The following is an 18,438-nucleotide window of genomic DNA, read 5'->3' on the forward strand; positions in this document are numbered from 1 at the left end:
AACTTTACGCCTTATATCCCCGCCCTAAGATCGGGCGAGGGTTTACGGCGCGATTGCTAAATAACATCAAACTGTCGAGTGCTTATTATTTGTGTTATTCAACCGAAAAAGGCGGATATGCTTCCGCCTTTTTAAGTACCTGTTAATGGCACTTCCCATAGCGCTCAATCACTGGAAATTCCGGCATAAATGAGTAACAACTCTGCCAAAGAATCGACTCCCATACCTCGCATTAGATTGGCTCTATGGATTTCTACCGTACGCATGGCAATACATAACTCATCAGCAATCTGCTGATTTTTGTAACCTTTGGCAATTAGTTTCAGGATCTCCTGCTCGCGCGGAGTCAAGCTATAATAGGTATGTAGTTGCTGCAGTCGCAGTGCAGCTTCCTGTGAGCGTAGCATCGCCTTGGCTACCGCTTCTGCCAGCAAAGCACCATCAGCAGGTTTCTGGAAAAAATCGACCGCGCCCAATTTCAGCGCATCCACCGCCAGAGGTACATCGCCGTGCCCGGTCAGATAGATCACTGCCAGCGGACTTTGATGTTGCCTTAATAACTGATGCAACTGTTGGCCGCTAAGTCCCGGCATCCGCATGTCTAAAATTACACATCCGGCTCGTTGCCAGACATCGGCCGCAATAAAAGCCTCAGCATTGGCAAACTCTCTTACTTTAAAATCGTAACTTTCCAGCATAAAACTCAAAGACTGCAACACCGAAGCGTCATCATCCACCAGATACACTGTGTACTTATCTTCAGCCATCAGCGTGTTCCTTTAAAGACAGTGTCAGCTGCACCATGCAGCCTCCAGTGAGAGGATTGCTCATAGAAAGCTTACCACCATGGTCTTCGACAATTTCACGGCAAATTACCAATCCCAAACCCAATCCTTGCTGCTTGGTACTGGTAAATGCTTGAATCAACTCACTGGCATCACGACTAAGCCCTGGGCCATTATCTTGGATCTGTAGCATTACCTGCTGCGGCTGACGGTAATCCAGTACTATTGCAACCTGCTTATGCGGCTGTTGACATTCTGCCAGCGCTTCGATGGCATTTTTCAGCACGTTGACCAACAGCTGCTGAATGGCAACCGGCTCCAACCACTGCTGCTGTTCCCTTCCCAGTAGTTGCCACTGCAACTGGATCTGCTGTTTATCCAGTTCGAACCGTAACAGTTCAATGGTGTCAAGCAACAGCGGTCGCAGTAACAGTTGCTGTTTAGCGACTGGCTGCTTTTTCAGTAAGCCGCGCAGCCGCTGAATAATTGCCCGAGCCCGCCCGACTTCAGCGTCTATCTGTTGCAATGCCTGCGGCAGTTTTTCCAATTGTCCCTGCTGTAACCGCACACTGGCACCGTGACAATAATTGCCGATAGCGGCCAATGGCTGATTCAGTTCATGTGCCAGACTCGCGCCTAACTCACCAGCAACGGCGGCACGCTGTGCGTGTTCCAGCAATACCAGATTCTCACTGAGTTTGCTTTGTGCCCGCGCCAATTGGCGACCGCGGCGATTAAAGCGATACTCTAGCCAGAAATGATAGGCATTCAAAGAAATTAGCAATAACAGAAGACTCCAGCCCCATTGGCTATGCTCTTTAAGCCACACCATCGCCCGTTGCCACCAAGGGGTCTGTAACGGGTGCATATCGAGATCTTTATACAGTTGGTCGATCGCCAACTGGCTGACTGCAGAGGTCCACCCCAATGAGTCTGCAGAAGTCGCTGCAGCGCTCTGCTCTGGCAGTGCAAGCAACGCTTGGGTGACTTGCTTTGCCAGCTTTTGCCCGGCGCGACTGGTCTTTGCCAATGACCAGTTGGGGTAAAGTGCAGTGGAAACCCTGCAACCAAAACCTAGCGGGGTGTTGTCTTCCACCACCCGATAATCATCGACACTAATCAACTGTTCAGCGGCCATTTGCTCCAACTGACACACTGGCACAACAGCGGCATCAGCCCGTCCATCACGCAACGCGTACAGCAGATTATCCAATGGGAAACCCGTCGGCAGCAGCTGTGCGACGGTATGGGGCAGATCTATTTGCTGCTTCCAGGCGGCATATACCAATGTCAGATAACCACCAAACGCATGAGAGGAAACAATAGCAACACGTTTATCGCGCAAATCCGCAAACGTCTTAATCGACGAATTACGACGCACCACCAGTGCAGAACCGACCTGCATCGGCTGACCATCATTGAGACGACTCTTGAGTGTTACTAGCCAGCTCAGTGAATACTGCCGGGCCAACAACACCGATTGTCCGGGATTGGTGATCACAAAATCCAGATCCTGCGCCGCCACTGAATCGGACAACTCATCCAGTGTCATCGGATGTAACCGGAAATAAGTCCCCGGGATCTTTTGTTCCAGCCATTGCATCGTTGGCTGCCAACGATTGATGCTGTCGCGGTAACCTCGGATAGCCAACACACCAACGTCTACCAACTGGTATTGAGTTTCATCAACCGGCATTGACGCGGCGTTCACCGACAGAAAAGGCAACATCAGCACACAGGCCAATAAGCGACTGCCTAACTTAGTGGTTTTGCTCATAGCGGTGACATTTTCCTAGAAGTTTTGCTCAGTTTGCCGGTCATTTTAGCGGGAATTTATTGTTCTGGATCAATTCAGCGTCCGGTATGTGGAAAACCACTATAGAGCCAATCCTGCTGCTCTGGCGAGAATATCAACAAGGCTCCCAGCACGGGAATGCCGCCAACCAAGCTTCAAGGAGTGTGTAATGGATACTTCAAAACGCCGGTTACTGGGGCAAATTGCTGCCGTTAGTGCCGGTGCTGTGTTTATCCCGCTAGCCGAGGCCGACGGAGATAACACGCCAACGAAAGGCAAACGCTACGGCATGTTGATTGACCTGCGCCGCTGTGTTGGCTGTCAGGCCTGTACCGTTGCCTGTACCATTGAAAATCAGCCTCCATTAGGCCAGTTTCGTACCACAGTAAATCAATATGAAGTGACCGAAGGCGACAACAGCGCCTTTATGATGCTACCCCGTCTGTGTAACCACTGTGAAAATCCGCCCTGTATTCCGGTTTGTCCCACTGGAGCTACCTTTCAGCGTCAGGATGGCATTGTTGTAGTCAATAACGACTGGTGCGTTGGTTGCGGATATTGCGTGCAGGCCTGCCCTTATGATGCGCGCTTTCTCAACCATGAAACCAATACTGCGGATAAATGCACTTTTTGCGCCCACCGCTTGGATGCAGGGTTACTCCCCGCCTGCGTTGAAACCTGTGTCGGCGAAGCCAGGATTATCGGCGATCTTAACGATCCTGCCAGCCGCATCAGCCAACTGTTGGCGCAGTATCGCGATGATATCAAGGTGTTGCGTCCGTCCATGGGTACGCAACCCCGCGTTTTTTACCTCGGCATGAATCAGGCCTTTGCCGAACGCATTCGCGGCGAAGCCCCCGTGCGTACGTTGATGACCGACAGTGGCAAGGAGTTACATCATGGACATTAAAGAACTACTGACCCCAGACTTTGCTATCACCTGGTTGCCATGGGCGGTTCAATACTTTTTTCTGATTGGTCTGGCATACACTTCGGTGTGGATCGCCGCAGTGGCAGTGCTGTGGCCAGGGCAACGAGATCAACGCTTGTTGACGTTATGTGGCAGTCTGATCTTCAGTGCTGCTATTGTGGCGCCGGTAGCACTGCTGGCTGATCTGCATCAGCCACTGCGCGCCTGGCACTTCTACATGCAGCTGCGTCCCCACTCATGGATGTGGTTTGGTGCCTGGTTATTGCCCGTGTTTATGGGCTCAGGATTGCTGTTTGGCTATCTATTATTACGTCCGTCACTGCCCACTGCTGCAGGTGATCGTTGGAGCCAGATCGGCAGCTGGTTGCGGTTTGGCCAATGGTCAGAAAAGCCCTTATTAAAACCAGTCGCGCTGATCGCTTTTCTCAGTGCCTGCAGTATCGCACTCTACACCGGTATGGAAACCATGGCGGTTCAGGCAAGACCGCTTTGGCATAGCAACTGGCTACCTCCACTATTTGCTGCCAGCGCCCTGTTGGCAGGGTGCGGCATGCTAGTGTGGCTCAACTTCCTGTTTAAAGGACACAAAACGAGTACCGACCGCTATTTGCTGTTGTGGTTGCGCGCTGCTTTTACCCTGTTTGGCCTGTTAGTTATCGGTTGGGCCGTGGCAGGAGGTAACAGCGCCGCTGAAGCGCGATTGCTGCTGAGTAACAGCCCAACCTGGCAATTGGCCGCCGTATGGGTATTAAGCACGCTAGCGGTTTTGGCGCTATTGCTGGCACTCAGTCGTCAACCGCATTGGTTATTACTTCTCGCCGGATTTGCCGCCGTACACCTCGCCTGGGGATTCCGTTGGCTAGTGCTCATCCAGGCGCAGACCGATCCCAAATACGGCGCAGGGACCTATTTCTATGAACTACCTTGGGGACCTGAAGGTTTGCTGGGCATTCTCGGTACCTTCGGCCTGTGGCTGGCATTAATCACCCTGATTTCTGAGCTGGTGCACCAAACCTCGGTGACTCAGGAAGGAGCAATATAATGGACAAGAGCAAACGCAGATTTATTAAAGGTGCAGCCATCACCGGTGGGGCTGGTTTATTTGTAGCAGGTTACAGCCACACACTAGGCCAACTAGGTAAAGGAGTTGTTACCGGCAGTTCAGGTACGGTTACCGACTCGGCAATTCACGGTAATTCATTAGCTCCGGAGCTACAAATCGACCTGAAAACCGGCATCATGGTCGCCAACGCCGAACAACGCTTGGCAAACTCTATGTGCTTGGGCTGCTGGACTCGTTGTGGTGTACGGACCCGTATCGACAATAAAACTGACAAGATCCTGCGTATTACCGGTAATCCCTACCATCCCCTCTCAGCCAGAGAGCATCTAAATTTCGACACTCCAATCAAAGAATCGCTGTTACATACCAGCGCTTATCAGGAGCAAGGGCTGGATGGTCGCTCTACCGCCTGTGCCCGAGGTAATGCCATGCTAGAACTGCTGGACAGCCCGCATCGGGTCACCCACTGTTTAAAACGTGTTGGCCCTCGTGGCAGTGGCAAATGGCAGACCATTGCGTTTGAACAACTGCTGCAAGAAGTGGTGGAAGGCGGCGATCTGTTTGGCGAAGGCCATGTGGATGGCCTGCGGGCAATTCGCGACATTAAAACACCTTTGGATGCAGATAACCCAGAATATGGGCCAAAGGCGAATCAATTGTTAGTCACCAATGCCTCAGATGAAGGCCGCGATGTCTTTATCAAACGCTTCACCTTTAACAGTTTTGGTACCCGCAACTTTGCCAACCACGGCTCCTACTGTGGTTTTACCTACCGTGCGGGTGCCGGTGCCTTGCTCGATGATCTGAAGAAATATTCCCACTTGAAACCTGACTGGGATAAGGCCGAGTTTTTACTGTTCATCGGCACGTCACCTGCGCAATCTGGCAACCCGTTTAAACGGCAAGCCAGACAGCTGGCGCACGATCGGAGCGAACGCAATTTTAGCTACGTGGTGGTATCACCAATGCTACCTAACAGCTCCAGTTTGGCTGCTGCACCCGATAACCTCTGGCTACCTATTCGCCCAGCTACCGATGCGTCACTCGCCATGGCAATGCTGCGCTGGATTATTGATAATCAGCGTTATGCCCAAGCGTTTCTCACCGCACCTAATGCAAAAGCGGCTGAAGCGGCGGGTTACCGAGGCTTTAGTAATGCAACCTTCTTGATCCATAGCGATGAACAGGATCCGCGTTATGGCCAATACCTACACGCCAGTGAACTCGGCTTACCCTTTAGCGGAGAGGCTTTCGGCAAAGAAGACCCGATTCTGGTGCAGGATAATGACAGCGGTAAGCTGGTACCAGCAGGCAAGTGCAATAAAGCACGGCTGGAAGTGAATGAGGTCATTACTCAAGGTGCCATCAATATTCGTTGCCAGAGCAGTTTCAGCCTATTGGCAGCATCAGCACGCAGCCAGACTATTGAGCAGTACAGCGCCGAATGTGATATTCCGGTTGCTGACATTATTGCCCTAGCCGACAAATTCACTAGTCATGGCACCAAAGCGGCGGTGATCACCCATGGTGGCACCATGAGTACCAATGGCTTTTACAGTGCCTGGGCCATCATGATGTTGAACGCCATGATAGGTAACATTAATCAGCCTGGTGGTGCGCTGGCTAAAGGCGGTGCCTATCCGGCTTTCGGTAAAGGTCCACGTTACAATCTGGCAGAATTTGACGGCATGGTACAACCCAAGGGCGTATTCTTGTCCCGCTCCAAGTTTCCTTACGAGAAAAGCTCTGAGTTCAAACGTAAGAAGGCTGCCGGTGAGTCGCCCTACCCCGCTAAGGAACCTTGGTTCCCGATATCGTCACCACTACTCAGTGAACATCTGACAGCCGCAGTGGCAGGCTATCCCTATCACCTGAAAGCTTGGATTAACCACATGGGTAATCCGCTGTATGGACAGACAGGATTAGTCACCGCTATCGGAGCACAGCTGAAAGATCCCAAAGTGCTGCCACTGCTTGTCAGCATTGACAGTTTTATCAACGAAACCTCAGCGCTTTCCGACTACATTGTGCCTGATACCCTGACCTATGAGTCTTGGGGTTGGACTTCAGCTTGGCATGGAACCATGACTAAAGTGTCAACCGGACGCTGGCCTATTGTATCCCCCAGAGTGGAACACACCGCTGATGGAGATCCGGTCTGTATGGAGAGTTTTCTCACCAATGTTGCCATGAAACTCGGTCTGCCTGGGTTCGGTGACAATGCGGTGCAAGCCGCTGACGGCTCAATGCACCCGTTGACTCGCGCCGCAGACTACTCACTTTATGGTGCGGCTAACGTTGCGTGGGCCGGTCAGCCGGTACCCGATATTAATGACGAAGATCGCCGCTGGTCTGGGGTTGAGCGCATCATCCCGGAACTCAAAGCACGGTTGCAACCTGAGGAAGTCGCCAAAACGGCCTATCTGTTTGCTCGCGGTGGGCGTTTCGAACCCATATCCAAAGCGCGCGATGCCGAAGGTAACCCGACGCATGTCTGGCCCAAACCTTTGATGCTCTGGAACCCGGAAGTCGGCAGCCGCCACCACAGTCAAAGCGGCGAATTCCTGAGCGGCTGCCCGCGCAGTTATGGGCCTCGATTGGTAAACGGACAACCACTACGTGAAGCCTTTAGCCAAGAGCAGTGGCCAATGCTGCTATCAAGCTACAAATCGCATGTACAGAGCGCCATGAGTATTGGTTCTGACCGATTGCGTCAGGTTCACCCCAACAATCCTGTGCGAATTAACAAAACCACTGCTGAAAGTTTTGGCATTCATACTGGCGATACTGTGCGTATCAGCACACCTAACGGGAGCGTTATTGCTCTGGTGGAATGTGTCTCCGGTATACACCCAGAGTGTATTGCCATCGAACACGGCTTTGGACATAAGGAATTAGGAGCGAGAGATACAGTGATTAACGGACAACTGATTGCGGCTAATCCACTGACTCAGGTTGGTGTCAATCTTAATGACCTATCGATTCTAGACCCCAGCCGTCACGGCCGCTATCCGTTAGTAGACTGGGCCAGTGGCTCAGCGGCAAGACAGGGGTTACCTGCAAAAATTGAGAAAGTAAGCCTGTGAATTTTTTATCTACCGGATTTATTGAGGACAATACCCAACAACCCTATATATTTTAGATGCAATGGGTCAGCAATTGCTGACCCATTTTTATTCCTCATCCAAAGCCACCTACTTCAGTAGGTGGCATCTTTACTTCCATGCTCATAATAATGAATACCACCACAACCTTAACTGGATAATGTTCACTATTCTGCATTCAGCATAGATTTTCACCACTTACAGAATGATATTTTGAACATTTACACAATATTATATATGTATGTACAAAATAATGAACGCGCGAGATTGCATACTTATGATATTGAACATATCATTACTATAAAATGCTGTTTGTTTATTATATTGAACACTAGGTATTAGGAATGAAAAAAGACGACTTTACCCGCTGTTACTTGTAGGCGCTTGTTTGTGCTTCCTCGGGTTCAAAGCTATCACACTATGCAGTCATGCAACTCTGACACTTAATCAGACTATTGGAGCACAGGATGAGTAATGATGTACTGAAGAATATCGAGAGCTTGGAGAGTCAACTTCTCGATTCATTGAAGCAGTTGAACGAAGTTAAAAGTGAACTTAACCGTTCACTATATAAGGCCAAGTATCAATCGCTTTACGAGATATCAAACACTGCGGAGTTAGGCAAATTGCTTTCCGAATTCCGAGCTAAGGAGCGCATCGAGGTTTCAGATATCGCCCTTCACTCAGACGCATCTAGAGGTACGATCACTCGTGTCCTTGACGACCCTAAGGGAACATCAATTGCAACTGTAATCTCTGTTGTCGAGGCGCTTGGGGGCAAGTTATGTATCGTAAAGTGAATGTGTTCTTACATGGAATTCATGCGGGTAATCTTATTCAAAAGGATGATCAGTATTCATTCCAGTATTTACCCGATTACGTTGGCCCAGAAATTTCGCTAAGTTTGCCCGTCAGAAGCGAGCCTTTCATCTCAGAGGGTATGCTTCACCCTTATTTTTCTTCGCTCGCTCCAGAAGGGTGGCTACGACGTATTTATAGTAACCAGCAAAAAATCGACGAGAAAGATTCGTTGGGAATACTCATAGAAAACGGTGACAACCTTTTAGGCGCTATCCAAATTAAAGGGGCTCTTGATGTCTAATTGTCGTATCACATTAAAAACACTCAAAACGTTGGCGGAGCAAGAGACTGGTTTCTCGAAAGCTGGCATGAAAGAACTGGCGGGGTCATCGCGCATAAGCCATAAGCTACCGTTCACTGCATCTGAGTTTGTTCAGCAAAAACCCGCAATGCAGAAAGGGATGAGTATTTCTGGTGCTCAACCTAAGCTGCAGTTGAAATTAGATATCGAAGCGGGATGCTTCGATATTATCGACAGTCAGGGCGACTTCATTCTCAAGCCTTCACCACAAGAGTACCCGTACCTCGCGGAGAATGAGCACTGCATTATGTCGGTGATGAAAAGTCTTAAATTCGATGTGCCACCGTTCGGCATGTTGAAATTTGCTGCAGAAGTGGGCAAAGACCCTGAGTACGCTTTTGTCATTAAACGATTTGATCGTGACGAAGCCGGCAACAAAATTCACCAAGAGCAGCTTGACGGTGCAATGAACGTAGCTGAGAAATACGGCAAGATTCAAAACGGCAAGCAAATGGTCAGTTATGAGCAAGTGGGCTGCTTTTTAAAAGAGCATCACATTCTTAAAACACTGGCAGATCTTCGTGATTTCTTCAGCCGCGTAGTTTACGCCTATTTACTCGGCAATAACGATTTGCATCTGCGTAACTTCGGAATTATTGCGCCCAGACGCTTTGCCCCTGTTTACGACTTTGTGAGCGTTTCACCATATCCTGAAACCTATGCATCTGGGTACCTAGCTCTACCTCTTTTGAAGATTGAAGAGGGTGATCAGCATCTGGCCCCAGGATATGATTCTGTCTATGGAGAATACTTAGGCATCGATTTTTTGCTGTTTGCAAAAGGGATTGGATTGGGTGAAAAATTTGCGCTCTCCATCATACAGAAAGATTTGCCGAAACAAACGGAAAAGGTACTGTCCGTTATCAATGATTCGCACATGCCTGACGAAATGAAACTTGAGGTAACCAAGTGTTTTAATCAACGGTCCAACCGTATACAGGTTGTTTCTAAGCAACAACTAGAGAACGCTTAAGGAATTTACCAACATGCGCGAAAAGCCTCCTCCTTCAGGTGGAGGATGAATAGCGGGCCAATCCAATAAACTAGCTAAAAAATTAGACAAAGTGCCTGTTAATGGCACTTTTACACTCTAGGGTAAAGCACTAGGTGAGCAGATTGGTGACCGGCTTTCATATTCTAGGGAGCATTGTAGTGGCATAGTGAATTTGGCCACCTAATTAGAGCTGCTATGATGGCAGCATAACAAAGTTAGGTGACAACATGGCAAAGAAGAAAGGCCAGAATTTCAGTCCTGAATTCAGACTGGAAACAGCACAACTGGTTGTTGACCAGGGGTACACGAGTAAAGAAGCTGCTGAAGCGATGGGAGTTGGTTATTCAACTCTGGGCAAATGGGTTAAGCAATTACGGGAAGAACGTGCAGGTAAAGGCCCTCAGGCCGCGCCGATGACGCCTGAGCAGCGGGAAATCCGCGAGTTGAAAAAGCAAGTTGAACGCCTTGAATTAGAAAAGGAAATATTAAAAAAGGCTTCTGCTCTGTTGATGTCGGACTCCATGAAACACTCTCGTTAATCGAGAAGCTGAGTCAGAGCAATAAGCGCCGTTATTCGGTTAATCATCTGTGTGCGGTACTGGATGTCCACCGCAGCACTTTTAAATACTGGCAGCAGCGCGATAAGCGGCCATCGCCGGAAGCTATCCGGCTGCGCAGCTTAGTACGCGAAGCGTATCGACTGAGCGGAGGTTCTGCCGGAGCCAGAACAATCTCAGATATTATCACTAACGATGAGTCTCACGACGTTACGCTGAGCCGTTATCGAGCACGCAAGTTCATGAAAGCGTTGAGTCTGTTCAGCTGTCAGTTGCCAAAACATGCGTACAGGAAAGCGACTCAGGAGCACGTTGCTATTCCGAATCTGCTCGACAGGCAATTCGCCGTTACAGCGCCAAATCAGGTCTGGTGCGGCGATGTCAGCTTTATCTGGACGGGCAACCGCTGGGCTTATCTTGCTGTGGTAATCGACCTATTTGCCCGCAAACCAGTAGGCTGGGCAATGAGTTATTCGCCTGACAGCAACCTGACCTGTCAGGCACTTACAATGGCATTTGAGTATCGTGGACAGCCAAAGAACGTGATGTTCCATAGTGACCAAGGATGTCACTACACAAGCCGTAAATTCCGTCAGTTAATCTGGCGCTACCGCTTAACGCAAAGCATGAGTCGCAGAGGAAATTGTTGGGACAATAGCCCTATGGAACGCTTCTTCAGAAGCCTTAAAACTGAATGGATTCCAACTACAGGTTACGGGAGCTTTAAGGAAGCAAAGCAGAAGATAGGTGATTATATTCATGGCTATTACAGCCGACTGAGGCCGCATTCGTACAATGGTGGTTTAACGCCAAATGAATCGGAGAAACGTTACTGGAATAGCTATAACTATGTGGCCAAAATGACTTGACCACTACACATCGCGGGATGATTTGATTGAATTCCCTATGAGTCTATTTTGCCCTTTTCTTTGATAATATTACATAATTGTTAATTTAATGGTGGCGATTTAGGCATTCATTTTCAACGACATTAGATGTCACTCCCGCCGTTAAGATCATCACAAAATTGATTAGTAACGCAGGATTCATTTCATGTCTTTTCCAATTCAGTCAGAACTAAACAATCTTTTTATAGCGGCAGCAGAGCTGATTTTTAATGCAGACCATGTACTTATTACCGCTGGTGCAGGCATGGGGGTAGATTCTGGGTTACCAGACTTTAGAGGAGTCTCAGGATTTTATAGGGCATATCCTGCGTTTAAACTGACTGGAAAATCATTTGCAGACATAGCAAATCCAGTAACACTGTTTGAAGAACCAAAGACGTTCTGGTGGTTCTATGGGCATCGTTTCGAATTATACACTCGGGTTAAACCTCACCTAGGCTACAACATTGTAAAAAATTGGGTAGAGAGAAAATCGGGATTTGTTTATACGAGCAATGTAGATGGTCATTTTGCAAAAATTGGCGTTGCTCCCAATCGCATCGTTGAGTGTCATGGTTCAATCCGGTATCTGCAGTGCGCAATAGATTGTGACAACCATCTGAAACTAATTGAAAACTTGCCGTTCCGAGTGGAGGAAAATGCTTTTAATTTCAATGGGGCGCTTCCAAGGTGTTTAAGTTGTGGAGGATACGCGCGCCCAAATATATTGATGTTTGACGATTTTTATTGGAACGAAACTAGGGTTAGACGTCAAGCTGCAGAATTTCTTCGTTGGATTGAAGAAATTGAAGCTCGAAGAAAGTCACTCGTTGTAGTTGAAATTGGCGCAGGGAAAGCCATACCGAGGATTAGAGAAAAATCCGAATCGATGAATGTTCCAATCATCCGGATTAATCCTAATATTGACGATGCCAAAGTAAAATTTGGGATTTCTGTTCCAGTTGGTGCACTTGAAGCCCTGAAGAATATCAATAAACATTTGATTAAAATGAGATTGGGGAAATTCACTAATAAATAAAAGAGGCACTAAAATATTTTGGTACCGTTGGTGTCTCCCTACTGGTCCACTTTTTTAATTCGCTGAATAACCTCCTACTTTTACTCTATTTCAATAACGAATAGGGACATACAATTTTGCACGTTCAATTGCGGCATCTTGATAGTCGCTAAGCTTTAGCTTACGTGACTGCCTAGCACTAGGGTGATTAATACGAAAACAGTGGGTTTCATTTACTTGAAAATGCCAGAGTCTCCTAGGTACCACTACCTCAATTGTCGAATAATTCAATGCATTTTTAATGTATTTGTCACGATTTGAACCTGTTGTAAATATAGCGACATCAGGTTTTAGGATAGTAAATTGTGCTTCTAGCAGGGAGTTAGAAAGCTCTTCGATCATTTTAAATGCAGGACTTCGTTTAGGACTTCCTCTTTGGAAGCTCATACAGAACTGATTGGAATAAACCGCACTATGTCCAATTTCCGGTTGCCCTTCAGACAGTGCAAGAGAGCATTTACGGTAAAAATTAAGCAGCTTATGTTTCCCCGCCGGTAGTTTACTTTGATGCACTGTTTGAGACATTGCTTGTTGAATGAGTTGCTGCGTAACCTCTGCACCATTTTTTATTGGGCAATTCGTTCTCCATGTTTTCGGCTCTTGCCCAATAAATAGCACTTTACGCTTCGCTTCAAAGTAGCTTTTATCCGGACAAGCTAAGAAAATGCCAGACAGGCCGGGGGAAGCATAAATTTTCGAAAAATCAGTTTTGGACAATATGTCTAAGTATGCTTCCTTCAACTGAATAATGACTTCTGTATCGTTTGGCAAAATGACTAATCCCCTAAAACCTTAATGGACATAAAAAAATCATAAAAATTAATCAGTTAATTTTAATAATTACTAATTGCGGCATTTAGCCTGTTTACAACTTGCTCGCGAATTTTCTGGGGGGATACACAAATTACATCCGGCCCAAATTTAAGGATCCAACCGATGAGATCGTAGGTTGGGTAACACTGAAAAGTGACGCTCCACCATGTATCATCAATTTGCGCTAGCTGCTGGTCATCGGCTAATTGGTTGTGCCGAACAACATCCAACGCATGATCTTTAACCTTGAGCTCAACAGTGACTAAGGTATCTCTCAATAACCAGCCGGTAGGATTCTTCGCGCAATATTCTTCCAGCGTAAAGCTCTTAGGGGCAGTGATATCCAAATATTCCTTTTGGACAGAGACAATCTTATGGAAAAGAAATAGCTGCGGTACCTCGGGGGTTTCTTGCTTGGTCGCGACCAGATAATGACTTTGCTCTCGAATGATCAACCCTAGAGGGTTCAACATGTAAGAACTAAGCTCCGAATCCTTGCCTTTTTGATAGCGTATTGAGAGCATTTTTTCGCTGAGCACACACTCGTAGATAATCTTCCGATATCGCTCATCAATATGGTGCTCATCGTAAATCACCGGATAGTTGTCTGAGACTACCCTCACCTTATTCATCCAATTAGCATAAAGTGTTTTGGAAGATAACGATGCATTGGCCTGACTCAGCCACGCTTCTAGTTTTTCCCCAAGAGTGGATGGCAGTACTTTGCGCAGCAATTGCTCAGATAGAACCAACATAAACGCCTCAGATGTCGGGAGAATATCAAGCAGTTTTTGCGACTTAAATTTTCTAAACCAACGTCTAATCCCTAGGTCATCATCTTCATGGTCGAGGTTTGCATTTGCCCAGTCATACAACATTTCGAGATCACGTTGAACCGTTCTAAGGGTTATATCGAACCCTTCGTCGTCAAGACGTTTGTGGATCTCAGACGTTGTTAAACCTCGTGCAGGGAATACTGGCAGGCTATCTAACATATAAAGGTTTCTGAAAATGGCACCTTTGCGGCGTAGCTCTTTTTTATCGTTTACTTGTGGCATGTAACCCAATGACCTCAAAGGAATATATCAAGATTATTAACTAACGTTAGCCACCTTATACTGACTTACGTCATGTAATGTCGTCCTCGCCTCATCTATAACGTCACTAGTTGTCGCTGCCATAGATAGCATTAAAAAAATGAAACTATTTGGAGGTAACAGTGGACTTTGAATCTACATCTATCAGTAAGTTACTAAATGCATACCCATCCCTTGCGTTCAGAAAAGGCTATATTTTTATTGGTTCACTAGAAGATGAGGCACCATACTCGAGGGCATGCTTTCAGAGCTGGCGTTTAGTTGGGGAGAAAGTTGCACTATCAGACGAAGCAACATTTGCAATCGACAGAGCCATCGCAGATTTAATAGACCATTGGCCGCTCTCAATAGGTAGACCTCACGGCATTGTTCAAATTGAACCGCCTAACATAACCTTCAAATGGGCATCGAGTGACATCGTTGAAACCATGCTAGTTGAATTGGAAGAAAAGAACGTGCCGAAAAAAACTAAATAGTGATCCAGTGATGGTTGGGGACATCATTCTTCAAATTAGCACCTGGATTAGATATCCCACACCCTCTGAATCTTAAACCATTTTTCTCTGGTTGATGTACGTGCCCGCAAAGTACCCAAATTGGGGATAATGTTCCGTTCTTTATTGCTGCGGTAAGGTGTTTTGATCCAAAATCGCGTTTAGATTGAATTGCTACGCTAAGACCCGCTGGCGGCTCATGGTGTAGCAATAGCATGCAACGAGCGAATCGATTGAAATCAGTTGTTCCGTATGCTGCACAACCTATCGTTATGCCTTGAATTGTCACTATTGAATTATCGCCATATACGCCTTCAATCTGCTTGAGCCAGCTAGAATCTAACTCGTTGCCTAATTCATCATGATTGCCAGAGCAGATAAACACCGCTCGCCTTAGATCTATTAGCCAGTCTGAGATGGCAGTTACTTGGTCGCTGATAGGCGTTGGACAATCATAGCGACTATTAATAAAGTCACCCGTAACACAGATAATGTCTGCCTTAGATGAGTTTGCTGTAATCCATTTCATCTGCACTTGGTTAAAATGCAGATCGGTAACATGGAGCGCCTTCATCGTAAGTCCCCTTTAATAAATGGCATATTGGTTGGTGTGATCTCAGGGTCATACAGGCATATTGCCCCATCTATATGGCTAAAAACCTCTGCCGATACAAACACGGCAAGACCAGACTGAATGAGGATATTCACTTGCTGCTGATACTCAAGCCACGCCTCACGTTCGCTTCCAAAAGTTAGAAATATTTCAACATCAAAATTCTCAAACCAGTTATTTGCCTCAGCAATTATTCGCAATTCATAATCAGGTGAAATGACGGGAGTACTCGCCGTAGCTGACACATTTCTAGCGACCGGGGATGACAATATTCGCTTAAACCGACAAAGCAGTTTCAAGCTATTGAATGACGTCAGATCCTCGGTTAATTGAAACGGGTCATCCGGCAATGTCACTACCGGACCAATTACAGGCAAGCTCACTTTGCGTTCATCCTAAAAAGTAGGGAAAATTGAGAAACGGCGGAAAGCATTCTGAGCAGCGCAGGAGGATTACCTGTATGCACATTGATCTGAGTAGGACGAAAATTCTCCTTTAAAATGGCATGTTCTATCCATACAAGAACGTCGTAACCAGTGCCTCTGTCATCATCACCCAAATCATGAGCAAGGCTAATATGCGTAACTTGTCCCCATCCATCAGGCGCTAACCGTCCATCATCAAAGAATATTTTCATACGCTTAAATTGACTCAACGAGCCAAACGCAGACAACACAAGAAACTTGAGATGCGTACCAGTGTTGGATTGTCTTGAATTTGTTCCTAAAAATTAGCGTGACCTTAACTCCCTCTATCAATTCAACACGTTCCTGCCTGAGGTCCTTTTGCTTTGGCTCATCAAATTCATCGATCAACGCACAAAAGAGCTTTTTGGTGTTTGGTCTTTCGATTCTGCATAACTTCATGATGTCATTTTGATACGCAGTGTCGGTAGCTCTCATCTTGAACTCTATGGCGAGTGTTTCATCATCACGGTTCTCAAACACTAGATCTGTCGGCCCACCATTTTTAAGATCTAGTTCGCGTATCCACTTGACATCGTCATGCCCGAAAATGCGGTTTGCGTCCTTCTTGATTGATTTACCGCACTGATAAACAAATGCCAATTCGGGCATATGGAAAATCCCCTCATTGGCAATTTCTAACAGCTCTTTATCCTCTTGCTCTGCCGTTTCATAGATAATTTCGGCAATTCGTTCTAAATCCATCATAGTTCCCTTGAGCCAAAGCCAGATAATTATCGCGATTGACCACGTCGTATCAGATATTAGTAAACACCACATACCTTAGAGTTAGACTCGTATGACTGACGCAATTCTCAGCTAAACCTGTCGGGAATAAGGTAACTGTACCTGACGTCAACTTTTGCCGCCTTGGTAGCAATTTTATAGAATTTAAATTTAAGGAATGTACATGGCTATTCCCATTGGCTATGGTTGTCCATATTCAGAATATGGAACTGTGAAAATGGAAATTTACTCGGATTTAAAAGCGCGTCATCGAGCCGAAAGAGCAAACTATCCGCATAATCTCACTTTACGCGTCCATCGTAGCCTCAGTTGGCTAAACAACGCAGAGCAACAGCGCAATAACGATAGCGATAGTGCCTTTATATTTTACTGGATAGCCTTTAATGCAGCCTATGGCTTTGATGTTGACAGTGAATATCGACATGGTGAAAAACAATCCTTCAGAGATTTTTTAACCAAAATTGTGGCACTTGATTCCGAGCAACAACTCGAAAAACTTGTTTGGCAAAAATTCAGCGGTCCTATACGAGTATTACTCGATAACCAATATGTGTTCCAACCATTTTGGGATTTCCACAATCAGCGCATCGACGAAACAGAGTGGACAGAAAAATTTAAGACAGCCAAAGCTGCAGCTCATACCGCAATGACTAATAGGTCAACCGAGAAGGTTTTGGCGATTGTGTGCGACAGGCTTTATACCCTGCGCAACCAATTAATCCATGGCGGAGCAACCTGGCAAAGCGCTGCAAACCGCGATGCTATGCGAGATTGTACAGAGGTGATGGCGTGTCTCGTCCCAACAGTTATAGGCATTATGATGGACCACCCTAATACTCTGTGGGGCGCCCCAATCTATCCAATAGTGGATTAGTATGAGTGTTTGCGTAATAACCAACTGTAATGGCAAGTATTTTATTTCAATATGTCCTCTAATTTTACCGAGTGACTTTCAAAGGCAATTTTAAGCAATTCATACGACTCTGACACTTGAAATTTAACATTTGTTATATACCGAGCTATCACCTATACTCAATGCGCATAATCAATACGCATTGGATTACTTCATGAGAAACACATTTAGCACACATGCACCTAAGAAGGCTACAAACCTTAGTCTAAACAGTGAATTACTCGCCGAAGCTAAGCGCTTAAACATCAACCTATCAGCAACAATGGAAAAGGCTTTGGAAAAAGAAGTAAAACGGCAATTAAAAGCCGAATGGTTAGAGCAAAATGCTGAAGCTATTGAAGCTTGTAATGACTTAACGGCAAAACACGGACTATTTTCCGATTCATACCGAGTATTCTAATGTCACAGTTTACGCTTTATAAAAACAACGATAAGAGCACCGCTAACGCTTACCCATATTTTGTTGATGTCCAAAGCGAGTTGCTAGATTCACTGAATACTCGCTTGGTCATTCCCTTAACTCCTATCAAGCTGCTAGAGAAAAAGGCCCCTAGCCATCTTTGTCCGACAATCCATATTGATGAAGGTGATTTTGCGATTCTCACTCAACAAATGGCTAGTGTACCAACTAAAATCCTTACAACCCCGGTCAACGAGCTAAGCACGTTTAGAAACGAAATTATCGCTGCTGTCGACTTTTTGATTACTGGCATATAACGCTCAAGCTGTGGTTGTGGGGCGCGAGCCGCATCGCGGCGCAGCGTCCAAGTGAAACTATAAGTTCACAAATTTAGATTTAATGAAAATATAGTTTCACTTTAAAGGTTCCACTGGAGCACTATTCATCCCCCCACCAGAAGGAAGAGGCTTTTAGCGCATCTTGGTAAAAATTAAAAGCTCAGCGTTCACCGAGCTCTTAACTGACTAAATTCACTTATAAA

20 protein-coding genes are annotated in these 18,438 nt (G+C 46.4%); 12 read left to right on the top strand and 8 right to left on the bottom strand.

Going from position 1 to position 18,438, the window contains the following annotated elements; translation table 11 throughout:
* Positions 1-164: 164 nt before the first annotated feature.
* A complete protein-coding gene (locus tag HR45_RS12400; RefSeq protein ID WP_037443380.1) occupies positions 165-767 on the bottom strand; it encodes a response regulator transcription factor in 603 nt (200 codons plus the stop codon).
* The gene (locus HR45_RS12405) at positions 760-2,514 is read right to left on the bottom strand and encodes a sensor histidine kinase (protein ID WP_241461120.1); all 1,755 of its coding nucleotides are present in this window, start codon (positions 2,512-2,514) and stop codon (positions 760-762) included. Before HR45_RS12405 ends, HR45_RS12400 begins: the two co-directional genes overlap by 8 nt.
* Positions 2,515-2,749: 235 nt before the next feature.
* Between HR45_RS12405 and dsrO the strand changes: the two genes are divergently transcribed.
* From dsrO to HR45_RS12450, 8 genes are all read left to right on the top strand, one after another.
* A complete protein-coding gene (dsrO, locus tag HR45_RS12410) occupies positions 2,750-3,490 on the top strand; it encodes a sulfate reduction electron transfer complex DsrMKJOP subunit DsrO (RefSeq protein WP_037443382.1) in 741 nt (246 codons plus the stop codon).
* Positions 3,480-4,553: an NrfD/PsrC family molybdoenzyme membrane anchor subunit gene (nrfD, locus tag HR45_RS12415; protein ID WP_052074712.1), complete on the top strand. Its 1,074-nt coding sequence runs from the start codon at positions 3,480-3,482 to the stop codon at positions 4,551-4,553. The genes dsrO and nrfD overlap by 11 nt, the downstream gene beginning before the upstream one ends.
* Positions 4,553-7,660 (top strand): tetrathionate reductase subunit A, encoded by a 3,108-nt coding sequence (locus tag HR45_RS12420; RefSeq protein ID WP_037443385.1) that lies wholly within the window; start codon positions 4,553-4,555, stop codon positions 7,658-7,660. Before nrfD ends, HR45_RS12420 begins: the two co-directional genes overlap by 1 nt.
* 485 nt (positions 7,661-8,145) lie before the next feature.
* Positions 8,146-8,478, top strand: a complete 333-nt coding sequence (locus tag HR45_RS12425) for a hypothetical protein (protein ID WP_037443387.1) — start codon at positions 8,146-8,148, stop codon at positions 8,476-8,478.
* Complete coding sequence (locus tag HR45_RS12430; RefSeq protein ID WP_037443389.1) at positions 8,463-8,780, top strand: HipA N-terminal domain-containing protein; 318 nt, start codon at positions 8,463-8,465, stop codon at positions 8,778-8,780. Before HR45_RS12425 ends, HR45_RS12430 begins: the two co-directional genes overlap by 16 nt.
* The gene (locus HR45_RS12435; protein WP_037443391.1) at positions 8,773-9,813 is read left to right on the top strand and encodes a HipA domain-containing protein; all 1,041 of its coding nucleotides are present in this window, start codon (positions 8,773-8,775) and stop codon (positions 9,811-9,813) included. Before HR45_RS12430 ends, HR45_RS12435 begins: the two co-directional genes overlap by 8 nt.
* Positions 9,814-10,061: 248 nt before the next feature.
* Positions 10,062-11,260 (top strand): IS3 family transposase gene (locus HR45_RS12445; RefSeq protein WP_156104070.1). Its coding sequence is split into 2 segments (ribosomal slippage): positions 10,062-10,332 and positions 10,332-11,260, totalling 1,200 coding nucleotides; the frame shifts between segments, so codons are not numbered across the junction.
* Positions 11,261-11,444: 184 nt separating this feature from the next.
* Positions 11,445-12,317: an SIR2 family NAD-dependent protein deacylase gene (locus HR45_RS12450; RefSeq protein WP_037443395.1), complete on the top strand. Its 873-nt coding sequence runs from the start codon at positions 11,445-11,447 to the stop codon at positions 12,315-12,317.
* A 90-nt stretch (positions 12,318-12,407) separates the two neighbouring features.
* Here the strand turns inward: HR45_RS12450 and HR45_RS12455 are convergent, their stop codons facing one another.
* Together HR45_RS12455 and HR45_RS12460 are read right to left on the bottom strand one after the other, a co-directional pair.
* A complete protein-coding gene (locus tag HR45_RS12455) occupies positions 12,408-13,127 on the bottom strand; it encodes a hypothetical protein (RefSeq protein ID WP_037443397.1) in 720 nt (239 codons plus the stop codon).
* A gap of 62 nt (positions 13,128-13,189) precedes the next feature.
* Entirely contained in the window at positions 13,190-14,227 is a 1,038-nt protein-coding gene (locus HR45_RS12460) for a helix-turn-helix transcriptional regulator (RefSeq protein ID WP_037443398.1), read from the bottom strand.
* Positions 14,228-14,388: 161 nt separating this feature from the next.
* Here HR45_RS12460 and HR45_RS12465 point away from each other — a divergent pair, with 161 nt between their 5' ends.
* The gene (locus HR45_RS12465) at positions 14,389-14,742 is read left to right on the top strand and encodes a hypothetical protein (protein ID WP_037443399.1); all 354 of its coding nucleotides are present in this window, start codon (positions 14,389-14,391) and stop codon (positions 14,740-14,742) included.
* Here the strand turns inward: HR45_RS12465 and HR45_RS12470 are convergent.
* From HR45_RS12470 to HR45_RS12485, 4 genes are read right to left on the bottom strand one after another with little or no spacing between them, the layout of a single operon-like run.
* Positions 14,735-15,334: a metallophosphoesterase family protein gene (locus tag HR45_RS12470; RefSeq protein ID WP_052074714.1), complete on the bottom strand. Its 600-nt coding sequence runs from the start codon at positions 15,332-15,334 to the stop codon at positions 14,735-14,737. The genes HR45_RS12465 and HR45_RS12470 overlap by 8 nt on opposite strands.
* Complete coding sequence (locus HR45_RS12475) at positions 15,331-15,756, bottom strand: hypothetical protein (RefSeq protein ID WP_037443400.1); 426 nt, start codon at positions 15,754-15,756, stop codon at positions 15,331-15,333. The genes HR45_RS12470 and HR45_RS12475 overlap by 4 nt, the downstream gene beginning before the upstream one ends.
* Positions 15,753-16,010 carry a cyclic-phosphate processing receiver domain-containing protein gene (locus HR45_RS19815; protein ID WP_037443402.1) on the bottom strand — a complete coding sequence of 86 codons (258 nt, stop codon included), beginning with the start codon at positions 16,008-16,010 and terminating at the stop codon, positions 15,753-15,755. The genes HR45_RS12475 and HR45_RS19815 overlap by 4 nt, the downstream gene beginning before the upstream one ends.
* 4 nt (positions 16,011-16,014) lie before the next feature.
* Complete coding sequence (locus HR45_RS12485) at positions 16,015-16,542, bottom strand: hypothetical protein (protein ID WP_037443404.1); 528 nt, start codon at positions 16,540-16,542, stop codon at positions 16,015-16,017.
* A 205-nt stretch (positions 16,543-16,747) separates the two neighbouring features.
* Here HR45_RS12485 and HR45_RS12490 point away from each other — a divergent pair, with 205 nt between their 5' ends.
* The 3 genes from HR45_RS12490 to HR45_RS12500 all read left to right on the top strand — a co-directional run bounded on the left by HR45_RS12490 (position 16,748) and on the right by HR45_RS12500 (position 18,214).
* A complete protein-coding gene (locus HR45_RS12490) occupies positions 16,748-17,458 on the top strand; it encodes a HEPN domain-containing protein (RefSeq protein WP_241461118.1) in 711 nt (236 codons plus the stop codon).
* Between the two features lie 193 nt (positions 17,459-17,651).
* The gene (locus tag HR45_RS12495) at positions 17,652-17,897 is read left to right on the top strand and encodes a type II toxin-antitoxin system CcdA family antitoxin (RefSeq protein WP_037443405.1); all 246 of its coding nucleotides are present in this window, start codon (positions 17,652-17,654) and stop codon (positions 17,895-17,897) included.
* Positions 17,897-18,214, top strand: coding sequence for a CcdB family protein (locus tag HR45_RS12500; RefSeq protein WP_037443407.1), 318 nt, complete (start codon positions 17,897-17,899; stop codon positions 18,212-18,214). The genes HR45_RS12495 and HR45_RS12500 overlap by 1 nt, the downstream gene beginning before the upstream one ends.
* The last annotated feature ends 224 nt before the right edge of the window (positions 18,215-18,438 follow it).

Source organism: Shewanella mangrovi (assembly GCF_000753795.1).
In the GTDB taxonomy this organism is placed as follows: domain Bacteria; phylum Pseudomonadota; class Gammaproteobacteria; order Enterobacterales; family Shewanellaceae; genus Shewanella; species Shewanella mangrovi.

Bases quoted from the DNA above. Each gene is read 5' to 3' on its own strand.
- HR45_RS12460 (WP_037443398.1), bottom strand. From the start codon at position 14,227: ATGCCACAAGTAAACGATAAAAAAGAGCTACGCCGCAAAGGTGCCATT.
- HR45_RS12405 (WP_241461120.1), bottom strand. From the start codon at position 2,514: ATGTTGCCTTTTCTGTCGGTGAACGCCGCGTCAATGCCGGTTGATGAA.
- HR45_RS12500 (WP_037443407.1), top strand. From the start codon at position 17,897: ATGTCACAGTTTACGCTTTATAAAAACAACGATAAGAGCACCGCTAAC.
- HR45_RS19815 (WP_037443402.1), bottom strand. From the start codon at position 16,010: ATGAAAATATTCTTTGATGATGGACGGTTAGCGCCTGATGGATGGGGA.
- HR45_RS12490 (WP_241461118.1), top strand. From the start codon at position 16,748: ATGGCTATTCCCATTGGCTATGGTTGTCCATATTCAGAATATGGAACT.
- HR45_RS12495 (WP_037443405.1), top strand. From the start codon at position 17,652: ATGAGAAACACATTTAGCACACATGCACCTAAGAAGGCTACAAACCTT.
- HR45_RS12430 (WP_037443389.1), top strand. From the start codon at position 8,463: ATGTATCGTAAAGTGAATGTGTTCTTACATGGAATTCATGCGGGTAAT.
- HR45_RS12435 (WP_037443391.1), top strand. From the start codon at position 8,773: ATGTCTAATTGTCGTATCACATTAAAAACACTCAAAACGTTGGCGGAG.
- HR45_RS12470 (WP_052074714.1), bottom strand. From the start codon at position 15,334: ATGAAGGCGCTCCATGTTACCGATCTGCATTTTAACCAAGTGCAGATG.
- HR45_RS12425 (WP_037443387.1), top strand. From the start codon at position 8,146: ATGAGTAATGATGTACTGAAGAATATCGAGAGCTTGGAGAGTCAACTT.
- HR45_RS12450 (WP_037443395.1), top strand. From the start codon at position 11,445: ATGTCTTTTCCAATTCAGTCAGAACTAAACAATCTTTTTATAGCGGCA.
- dsrO (WP_037443382.1), top strand. From the start codon at position 2,750: ATGGATACTTCAAAACGCCGGTTACTGGGGCAAATTGCTGCCGTTAGT.
- nrfD (WP_052074712.1), top strand. From the start codon at position 3,480: ATGGACATTAAAGAACTACTGACCCCAGACTTTGCTATCACCTGGTTG.
- HR45_RS12420 (WP_037443385.1), top strand. From the start codon at position 4,553: ATGGACAAGAGCAAACGCAGATTTATTAAAGGTGCAGCCATCACCGGT.
- HR45_RS12485 (WP_037443404.1), bottom strand. From the start codon at position 16,542: ATGGATTTAGAACGAATTGCCGAAATTATCTATGAAACGGCAGAGCAA.
- HR45_RS12400 (WP_037443380.1), bottom strand. From the start codon at position 767: ATGGCTGAAGATAAGTACACAGTGTATCTGGTGGATGATGACGCTTCG.